This window comes from Congregibacter sp. (genome assembly GCF_965660375.1).
GTDB lineage: Bacteria > Pseudomonadota > Gammaproteobacteria > Pseudomonadales > Halieaceae > Congregibacter.
In genome coordinates this window covers 42,048-51,906 of record NZ_CBFHZO010000049.1, presented here as the reverse complement: position 1 = coordinate 51,906, position 9,859 = coordinate 42,048, and the positions used below count along the sequence as shown (strand labels likewise).

Annotated in this window: 7 protein-coding genes; 2 read left to right on the top strand and 5 right to left on the bottom strand. The window is 59.1% G+C overall.

All coding sequences use genetic code 11. The annotated features are described in order from the left end of the window. The 4 genes from ACTG3T_RS04100 to ACTG3T_RS04085 all read right to left on the bottom strand — a co-directional run. Positions 1 to 762: carboxyl transferase domain-containing protein (locus ACTG3T_RS04100; RefSeq protein WP_439100992.1), on the bottom strand; the 762-nt coding region annotated here is incomplete at its 3' end. Positions 763 to 790: 28 nt separating this feature from the next. Then, positions 791 to 1,594: an enoyl-CoA hydratase/isomerase family protein gene (locus ACTG3T_RS04095; protein ID WP_439100991.1), complete on the bottom strand. Its 804-nt coding sequence runs from the start codon at positions 1,592 to 1,594 to the stop codon at positions 791 to 793. A 64-nt stretch (positions 1,595 to 1,658) separates the two neighbouring features. Further along, complete coding sequence (locus tag ACTG3T_RS04090) at positions 1,659 to 2,792, bottom strand: CaiB/BaiF CoA transferase family protein (RefSeq protein WP_439100990.1); 1,134 nt, start codon at positions 2,790 to 2,792, stop codon at positions 1,659 to 1,661. A gap of 14 nt (positions 2,793 to 2,806) precedes the next feature. Then, positions 2,807 to 3,982 carry an acyl-CoA dehydrogenase family protein gene (locus tag ACTG3T_RS04085; RefSeq protein WP_439100989.1) on the bottom strand — a complete coding sequence of 392 codons (1,176 nt, stop codon included), beginning with the start codon at positions 3,980 to 3,982 and terminating at the stop codon, positions 2,807 to 2,809. A gap of 137 nt (positions 3,983 to 4,119) precedes the next feature. Here ACTG3T_RS04085 and ACTG3T_RS04080 point away from each other — a divergent pair, with 137 nt between their 5' ends. Both ACTG3T_RS04080 and ACTG3T_RS04075 read left to right on the top strand, forming a co-directional pair. After that, positions 4,120 to 5,124 carry an AraC family transcriptional regulator gene (locus tag ACTG3T_RS04080; protein WP_439100988.1) on the top strand — a complete coding sequence of 335 codons (1,005 nt, stop codon included), beginning with the start codon at positions 4,120 to 4,122 and terminating at the stop codon, positions 5,122 to 5,124. Between the two features lie 77 nt (positions 5,125 to 5,201). Continuing rightward, positions 5,202 to 8,138: a DUF748 domain-containing protein gene (locus tag ACTG3T_RS04075; RefSeq protein WP_439100987.1), complete on the top strand. Its 2,937-nt coding sequence runs from the start codon at positions 5,202 to 5,204 to the stop codon at positions 8,136 to 8,138. Positions 8,139 to 8,143: 5 nt separating this feature from the next. Here the strand turns inward: ACTG3T_RS04075 and ACTG3T_RS04070 are convergent, their stop codons facing one another. Next, positions 8,144 to 9,844, bottom strand: coding sequence for a class I adenylate-forming enzyme family protein (locus ACTG3T_RS04070; RefSeq protein WP_439100986.1), 1,701 nt, complete (start codon positions 9,842 to 9,844; stop codon positions 8,144 to 8,146). Between the last annotated feature and the right edge of the window lie 15 nt (positions 9,845 to 9,859).

Genomic DNA, 9,859 nt, shown 5'->3' with positions numbered 1-9,859 from the left:
CCGCGCCATGGCCGTGGCATCCGCCTCGTCATCCACGAGAATATCGATAACGCCGTTGCGCCACTGCGTTTCGGAAGGACCAATCTCATCGGGGCGAAAACTGCCCAGGCCACCCCCCTCTATCATGGCGGGACCGGCCATACCGATATTGGATGCCCGCGTGGCGATGCGAATATCGCCCGCTCCAAAGAGCGCAGCGTTACCCGCAAAGCAGTAACCGTTATTAAGCACAATGCGGGGCATACCGGTATTGAACGACGCCCAGCTGGCAAAGGTGTCTACGTTGAGACCGGCAATCTGGGTACTTACGTCCGTGTCGCCAGGGCGGCCGCCGCCGCCCTCGGTATACATAATCACCGCTAGCCGCTGCTTTTTAGCGACATGCAGGAGACGATCAATTTTCGCGTGGTGAAAAAAGCCCTGGGTGCCGGCGAGCACGCTGTAGTCGTAAACAATAAGGGCGGCACGGCGGGCATCGCTGTCAAAATACTCACCGTTGACTTCCCCGATGCCGGTGATGACGCCATCCGCGGGCGTCTCCCGCTGCAGCTCTAGATAGTCGCGCCGCTGCCGCTGCGCAGCAACGGCAAGGGCACCGTATTCCACAAAGGCGCCGGTCCCCAGCAGATCTGCAAGATTCTCCCGCGCGGTGCGAAAGCCTTTTTTACGACGGCGTGCCACCGCGTCCGGACGCTGCTCATCGCTGCCACGGCCAAGCCGTTCACGAAGCTCTCCCAGCTCCGGGCGCTCCTCGTTACTCATAAGGGAAAACCCTGCCCGGTGGTCACGCTCAGCGCCCCTTGAAAACCGGCGCGCGTTTTTCGAAAAAGGCGGTCACGCCTTCCGCTGAATCATCACTGGCAATACAAATATTCTGCATCGCGGCCTCCTGCGAGATCATCTCGCCAAAGTTAACATCCGCAGCCATGGCGATGGCCTTCTTGCTGAACTGTACCGCCAGAGGCGCTTTTTGGGCCAGCGTGGCAGCCCAATCAAGCGCCGCCTGGGTTTCTTCACCCTCTTCCACCACGCGATTACACAGGCCCCACTCCAGGCACTGCTCCGCGTAGATACGCTCACCACCTACAATAACCTCGAGGGCCCGTTTGCGGCCCAGGGCACGGAGTAGCTGCCAGGTCGCGCCACCATCGGGAATCAGCCCAATGGCTGCAAAGGCCTGGTAGAGGTAACTACCCTTCGCCATCACCACCAGATCGCAGGCCATCATGTAGGCACTGCCAATGCCTGCGGCGGGACCACTGACTTCGGCAATCCAGAGTTTGGTGGATTCAGTGATGCCCAGGATGCTGGGTTTGTATTCGCTCTTGAGCATATGCTCGGTTTCCTGACCCCGATGATCAGGATCACCACCGGCGCTATCCTGGAGATCCGCTCCCGCACTGAAGGCTCGCCCTGCCCCGGCCAGCACGATGACGCGCAACTCGGGATCGCCGTTCAGCGCGTTCACCGCCGCCACCATTTCTCGACGCAGCGTTGTAGAAAAGGTATTCAGCTTTTCAGGACGGTTCATCACCAGCCTGGCAACGGGACCGTGACGCTCAATCAGCAGGGTCTCAAAGGTCTCTTCACTCATAGTTACATCCTTGCAGTTAGTTTTTTTAGCAATGACAACGGGCGAGCGGAGCCGTATCACGACCTCAGTTGATGGCCCCGGCCGCGCGTAAGCTGGCTATTTCCTGCTCCCCAAAGCCCATGGCACCCAGCACAGACTGGGTGTCTGCGCCGTTTGCCCGGGCACCGTGAGCAACCGTCGCTGCAGTGCGGGAGAACCGGGGAGCTGGTGCCGGCTGCACAACGCCGTCCAACTCAATGTAACTGTCCCTCGCCACTGCCGCACTATGCGTCGCCGCCTCGGTAAAGCGCAGCACGGGCGCGAAGCACACGTCAGTGCCTTCCATCAGCTCACACCATTCATCCCGGGTCTTCTGACGGATCACCGCTCCCAGCGCCTGTTTTTGATCCGACCAGCGCTCCGGATTGTTCTGTTCACCGAAGTCTTCTTCCGACAGCCCTGCCTTTTCCATCAGCAGTGCGTAGAACTGCGGCTCGATGGAGCCAATGGAAACATACTCACCATCCGCGCATTCGTAGGTGTTGTAGAAATGCGTGCCACCGTCGAGCATGTTCGCCTCGCGCTGATCGGCATTCCACAAGCCTGCCGCGTGGAAGGTGTGAAACATCCACATGAGCTGCGCAGCACCATCGACCATGGCGACATCAATGACCTGCCCCTGACCAGAGCTTGCGGTCTCCAACAAGGCGGCCAACACGCCATTGACGAGGAGCATGCCCCCGCCCCCCATATCGCCCACCAGATTGAGCGGCGGCATAGGCCGACCAGCACCCTCTCCATTGGCATACAGGGCGCCAGTGAGGGCGATGTAATTGATATCGTGTCCCGCTGCTTTCGCCAGGGGACCGTCCTGACCCCAGCCGGTCATCCGCGAAAACACCAGCTTGGGGTTTCTCGCCAGGCAAACCTCGGGCCCGATGCCAAGTTTCTCGCAGACACCGGGACGGAAGGGATCAATGAGCACATCGGCGTTTTCCACCATGCGAAGAAGCGCTTCAATACCCTCCGGGGATTTGAGATTTAGCACCACGGACTTTTTGCCGCGGCCACTGACGCTTTCCAGCGGTGAGGGCGCATCCGCCGCGGCTCTATCGACACGGATGACTTCTGCCCCCTGGTCGGCGAGCATCATGCCCCCCATGGGTGCGGGCCCGATCCCGGCCAGTTCAATAACGGTGTATCCGTTAAGCGGTCCCATAGATGTTCTCCAGCTTAAAAGTTGCGGGTATTGAAAGGCTGGTACTTATCCCCCAGGCAATCCCGACTCACGATAATCTTCATGACCTCGGAGCTGCCTGCGTAGATCGTAGCGATCTTTGCATCGGTAAACTGCCGGCTGATGGGGTATTCGTCCATGTAGCCGGCGCCCCCGTGGAGCTGCACACCAATATCCGCGACCTTGACCTGAAGCTCGCTGGTCACCAGCTTCGCCTTGGCCGCATCGACGGCAGTGAGTTCACCGGCGTTAAAAGCAGCGACACATTGATCCACATAGGTCTGGGCGATATCCAGATCCGTGCGCAATTCCGCGAGTTTGAACTGGGTGTTCTGAAAGGCAGCCAGGGGCTTCCCAAAGGCTTTCCGCTCCTTCACGTATTCGCTGGTCAGATCCCAGGACAGCTGCGCCGCGGCGAGGTAACCACAGGCCCCGATAAGGCGCTCTTCGGCGAGACCTTCCATGAGATAGATAAATCCCTTGTGGGGCTCACCGAGCACATTGGCCTTGGGCACGCGGACATCGTTAAAAAACAGCTCTGCCGTGTCCTGGGCTTTCATGCCCATTTTTTCCAGGTTCCGGCCACGCTCGAAGCCCTCCATGCCCCGCTCCACAATAAACAAGGTCATGGCGTGGGGGTTGTTCTCGGGATCTGTTTTGGCGGCAACAATCACAACGTCGGCGTTGATGCCGTTGGATATATAGGTTTTCGACCCGTTGAGTACCCAGTGATCATCATGCTCCACAGCGGTGCTGCGCATACCGGCAAGATCGCTACCCGCATCGGGTTCCGTCATAGCGATGGCAAGAATAAGTTCGCCACTGGCGCACTTTGGCATAAAACGCTGACACTGCTCTTCGCTGCCAAAACGCGTGAAATAAGGACCCACCAGACGACTGTGAAGGGTGCTGTACCAGTCCCCCGCCCGCGCGTAGGCGGTTTCTTCAATGATCACCTGCTCAAAGCGAAAATCGGGATCCCCCATACCACCATACTTTTCTTCCGGCCAAACCATCAGGAACCCCCGCTCACCGGCCTTGCGAAAAGCCTCCCGGTCGACGATGCCCGCCTCTCGCCAGGCCTCCATATGTGGCACAATCTCGCTGCTCAAAAACTTGCGATAAGCATCGCGAAACATGACCTGCTCTTCAGTAAATGCGCGTGGCAACATGGGTATCTCCTGTCCAACCGATAAATACAGCGCCGCAGTATGATTTTCGCGTCGAAGGGCAGCAATGACGGTCATTAACAGAGAAATTGACCCCAGATGACAGAGCCATTAACGGGACATGCCAGGACCGGGACACTGTGAGCACGGCCACCAACAAGGTCTCCGTGTCCGTCCACTTTGCCCGGGCAATACTCAAACACTGTCGGGAAGCCGGGATTGACACCCAGGCGCTTCTTCGCGCTCAACGCATTCCCCCAAGGCTTCTGCTCGAGCCGCAGGCGCGCATCAGTGTCCAGCAGCTTGCCGATCTCCAGACCAGCGCCATGCAGGCCCTGGGTGATGAAAGCCTTGGCTATGCCGACCGGGTGGTGCCCCTGGGCACCTGGGACATGATGTGCCACGCGGTCATTACGGCTCAGACCCTGGGACAGGCGCTGCATCGCTATTGCCGGTTTTTTGAGCTCATGGGCGGCGGCATGCAACTGGAACTGGCCCTGGAGGGCGACGGGGCGCAGATAAAGCTCGCACCCTATGCCAGTGCTCACGGCGCCTATTTCTCTGAGCTGTGTCTCCTCAACACGCACCGCTTTGCCTGTTGGCTCGTGCAGGAGGAGCTCCCCCTGCGGGAAGTGCACTTCCAACACCCGCCCAGCACCCGCGCAGCCGACTACCGCCTGATGTTCATGGGCAATCCTGTGAGCTTTGAAGAAGACGATGTGAGCATTATTTTTGGCGCATCCCTGTTGGATAAACCCGTGATGCAGACTCCCGAGTCCCTCCGTCGTTACCTCCGCCATCCGGTACTGACGATGCTTACCACCAGCTACGACTTCAGCTGGACCGCGAAGGTTCGGGCCCAACTGCGACAGAATCTGCTGTTCATGCCCGAACTGACTGATGTTGCCGCCGCGCTGGAACTTCACCCCCAGACCCTGCGGCGGCGCCTCGCTGCAGAGGGCAACACCTTCAAGCAGATCAAAAGCGATATTCGCCGGGATACGGCACTGCATTTTCTGGGCAAACGCGCCCTCAGCGTGGAAGAAGTGGCTCATCGGGCCGGCTTTTCAGAGGCCAGCGCCTTTATCCGTGCCTTTAAGGGTTGGACAGGACTCACCCCCTACGCCTACCGAAAGGGGTTATAACTATAGGGGATTACACTCTATTCTCTGTTCTCGGCTTTCTTATCAAAACAAGATCCTGACGAGGTTCTGACCTGACCATGCCCTCTCTGTTTCGAGTATTGCTTCGCTGGTGTCTTCGCGGATACATCGTCTATCTGTTGCTGTGCCTGCTCATTCTTATGCCCGCGCTGAACATCATGACCCCGCGTTTGGTGAAAGATAATCTCGATAGGGCGCTTTCCAGCGAACTCATTCTGTTCAACCCCTTTACCCTCACCCTCGAAGCCCGGGGAGTCACCATCAGAGAAGCTGAGGGCCACGTGCCTTTGGGCTTCGAGTCACTGAAAATCAACCTGTCCCTGGAAAGCCTTTGGGACGCCGGTGTCGTTCTGGATGCATTCATCATCCGACAGCTGGACATACACGTACTTCGCGATACGACAGGCCAATTTCACTTTGCGGATCTTGTCAGCGAAGAAGAACAAGCAGCACAGGAAAGTCCCGGGGCGGTACCGGGAATCACCATCCACGACCTCCTTATCGAGGCGCATACCATCCGCTACACCGACGAAACCAGGTCCGGTCCCTATACGACCGCGCAAAGCGACTTTCGTGTGCGCACGGCAAACCTCACCACAGTTCCCGACCGCGAGAGCAACGGTGACCTCGTGGTAACCGGCGATGGCGGCGGGCTATTGCGCTGGAGTGGCGATCTGGAAATCGCCGCAGGCAGCAGTCGTGGACGGATAAGCGTTGAAAACATCGACCTGACGCCGGCCTGGCGCTACGAGGCGGAAAGCCTTCCCTTTGTGCTTCACAGCGCCAGGTTCAATGCGGTGCTGAACTACACCGTGGATTGGAACGATGATCTTCAGGCGACGCTCAGTGACAGCGAGTTACGCCTCACAAAGATGGATATCAGTCCTGCAGACGGCGAAGCCTTTCCCAACACCGCGGTGCAGTTAGAGGAACTGAGGGTCACCGGAATCGCTGCCAACCTTGCCGAACAGTCTGTCGACATGACCGTCTTCACCGTTGATGGATTGCACCTCAGCGGTTTCGATGAAGGTGGCTCCCCCAGTCTCCTGGCCATGTTCGACATGGGTCAGGACTCTATTGAGGATGGGGATGGGGATGGGCAGCAGGAAATTGGCGCGCAGGCAGCATCGGCGACACAAACAGGCGACGCAGCCAGCGACAGCGACTCCTCGGACGACGATTCCCCCTGGCGGGTTGGCCTGAAGCGCTTGACGCTGCAAAACAGCGCTATTGCCTGGCACACCGATTATCTCTCGCCGGAGGTGCTAACGCTCTCCCCCATCAGCCTTGAGGTCAGCGATATCAACTGGCCGGCCAATACAGGCTCACCCTATCGCCTGGCCCTGACCGTCAATGCGCTGTCGACACTGGATCTAAGCGGTCAGGTGAACATCGGCAACGGCGATGGCGACGCCAGCGTGGCGCTCTCCCGCTGGCCCCTTCCGTGGCTGAACCCCATCGTCGAGGAACAGGCGCGGGCGCACATCGATCGGGGTGAGTTTTCCATGGAATCTACGATCGCATTAGCGGACTTTGCACCGTTGAGCGTGGGCGCTGCCCTGAAGATTCAGGATTTTGGCACGGTACTCGACGAAACCGGGGAGGAAGCCTTTAGCTTTGAGGCAATGACGGTAGATGGTATCGCCGTAGATGTGCCCGGACAGTCCCTGGCGATCGAGAATTTCGAGCTACAGGCACCCTCGGGCTCTCTGCACATACAAGAGGACGGCGTCATAAACGTCAACGGGATCGTTCGCGGAGGAACCGCAGGCGAAGAAGATAGCGGCGACGGCAACGGAGACAGCGCCGGGGAAACCCCAGCCAAACAGAGCAGTGAGGAAGACGCGCCCTGGCGGGTGCAGCTCGCCAATTTCCATTTGCGCGAGGGCCGCCTGGACTTTGCGGATGCTTCCCTGCCCCTGCATTTTAAAACCCTTATCGACGGCATCGAAGCCGACATCGCTGACATCGACACGGCCTCGGAAAAGCCCCTGCGGATGGAGTTCAAAGGCAGTGTTGATGGCTACGCTCCGGTAGTCATACTAGGCAGCGGCAAGCCCTTGGCGGACCAGCGGGACGGTGAACTACGGTTTACCTTCCGGGGCATGGACATCGCTACCATGTCGCCCTATTCCGGCACTTACGCGGGCTACACGCTGGACAGCGGCACCCTGAGTCTCGATCTGCGCTATGCCCTCGATGGCCAGACTTTAAACGGGGACAACCGCATCGTCATTTCGCAGATGGAGCTTGGGGAGCCCGTGGAAAGCGAGCTGGCCATCGACGCGCCCCTCAAGCTTGGCATCGCATTGCTCACGGACAGTGAGGGCATCATCGACCTCTCGGTGCCCATCAGTGGCAACATCGACTCGCCGGACTTCTCTCTCGGGCCCATTATCGGCAGAGCCATCAAGAACATTATCGTCAAAGCGGTTACCGCGCCCTTCAGTCTTCTTGCCGGTCTGGTGGGCAGCGATGACGATCTTGAAAATATCCCCTTTGCGGTGGGCAGCAGCGCCCTGGATGGCGAAGGGCAACGGGCGCTGGACGCGCTGGGTACAGCCTTGACCGAGAGGCCGCAGCTCCAGCTCCGCATAGCCGGTGGCACCAGTCTCCAGAGCGACACAGCGGCCCTGCGGGAAGCCCGCTTGCGGGAGGCCCTGGGACGCGAGGGGATCGATGCGGCCATGATCGATGCGCGAAGCGATGCGTTTTTGGAGGCACTGACCGTGCGCTACCGGGCACTGTCCCTAGTCTCGGAAACAGACGGGGAGGAAGGCTCTGAGGATAGCGTCGTTGCGCCTGAAACCATGTGGCAGGCCGTGGTTGATCAAACCCTGTTACCCGCCGGCGCTTTACAGGATCTCGCCACCGCGAGAGCGGCGGCGGCCAAGCGGGAGCTGGTGACCGTGGGCGGCGTCGATCCCGCGCGGATTGCAATCAGCTATGACGCCGAACTCAACAAGAACGGCGTGCAGATGATTGTGGACAGCTAGAGCTGTCAGACCGCGTCCTCAAGAGACAGGGAGTCCTGGAGCGCGCGTTTGACGAACTTGCCGTTGGCATTCCGTGGCAGCGGCTCATCAAGAAGCCAGATGTACCGGGGCACCTTGAACGGCGCAACGATAGCTTTGCAGTGCTCCCGCAGGGCCGCGGCATCGAGGGTCTCGCCGGACTTGGTGTAAATCGCGGCGCCCACCTCTTCACCCAGACGCTCGTCGGGCACTGAAAAGACCACGCACTCGGCAACGGCATCGTGGCTGAACAGCGCGTTCTCCACCTCGGCGCAGTACACATTCTCGCCACCGCGCAACACCATATCCTTGGCGCGGTCCACCAGATAGATAAAACCGTCCTCATCGATATAAGCAATATCACCAGTGCGGAACCAGCCATCAACGATGCTTTCCGCCGTCGCCTCAGGCCTGTTGAGGTAACCCTTGATGACCGGAGCACCGCGCACTACCAATTCACCTATTTCATTGGCTGGTAAATCCGCGCCGTCGCCATCGATACACTTTGCTTCGAAGGTCGGCATGGCCGGCCCCACACTTGTCGGGCGATCCAGGAAAAACTCCAGCGCCAGAGCGGCGATGATGCCGGAGGTCTCGGTGAGACCGTATCCGGTATTGGGACGGGTGCCGGGCATGGCATTGGGAACCTTACCCACCAGATCCGGCTGCATCGCAGCACCGCCACCTCCGATGGTTTTCAAGGAAGACACATCGCGTTTGGCGAAGTCCGGATGAATAATGAGTTCCCGGGTCATCATGGGTACCGCACTGAAAGCAGACACCTTCTCACGTTCGATCAAACGCAGTGCCTCACCGGCATCCCATTTGTACATATGCACAAGACAACCGCCCACGAGAGTAGCGACCTGCGCCACACAATTATTCGCCGTAACATGAAACAGCGGCGTCGCCACGAGGGCTCTGATGGGCGCCTCACTACCGGCCGCGGCGGGCTCGACCCCTGCGGCATAGGCGAGGGCCCTAGGCTGCACCGAGTTGATAAACGCAACATTCATCACATTGTTGGCACAGCTTCGGTGGGTGAGCTGGGCGCCCTTGGGACGACCCGTTGTTCCCGAGGTATAAAAAATACAGGCGTCTGAATCGGGATCGATAGTGACTTCAGGCAGTGTGCCCTGCCCTGCCACAATTTCATCCCAGTTTCGGGCCCAGGCCGAGAAATCACTCTGGGGCCGCACTGCGATGGCTTGCATCGACGGAAATTTGTCCCGGATCTCATGGAAACGCTGGAGCCGCTCCTCGTCAGCAATGAGCACCTTGGGATCCGAATCCTGAAGTGCGTACTCCATTTCATGGGGAACCCACCAGGCATTCATGCCTACGGCAACCGCTCCCATGCTGGTAATCGCCCAGTAGGCCAGCAGCCACTCGGGATAGTTGCGCATGGCGATAGCAACGCGATCCCCCGGCGACACACCCATTTCTGCCAGAGCCTGCGCCAGAGCCGCCACGCGGCGATGCGCCTCGCTATAGCTGATTCGCTCATCCTGATAAACCAGGTAATCATTATCTCCGTGCCCCGCTGACCCCAGCCACAGATCGCGAAGAGAATTGGGCGCGTGCACGTAACTCAGAATGTCGACACCATGAACGTTGGTTCGTTGCACCTCAAACATTTGGCCCGGGGAGGTGAATTCGCTCCAGGCTTTCTTCAGCTCTGCGTACATGTGCCCTTCCTGTTT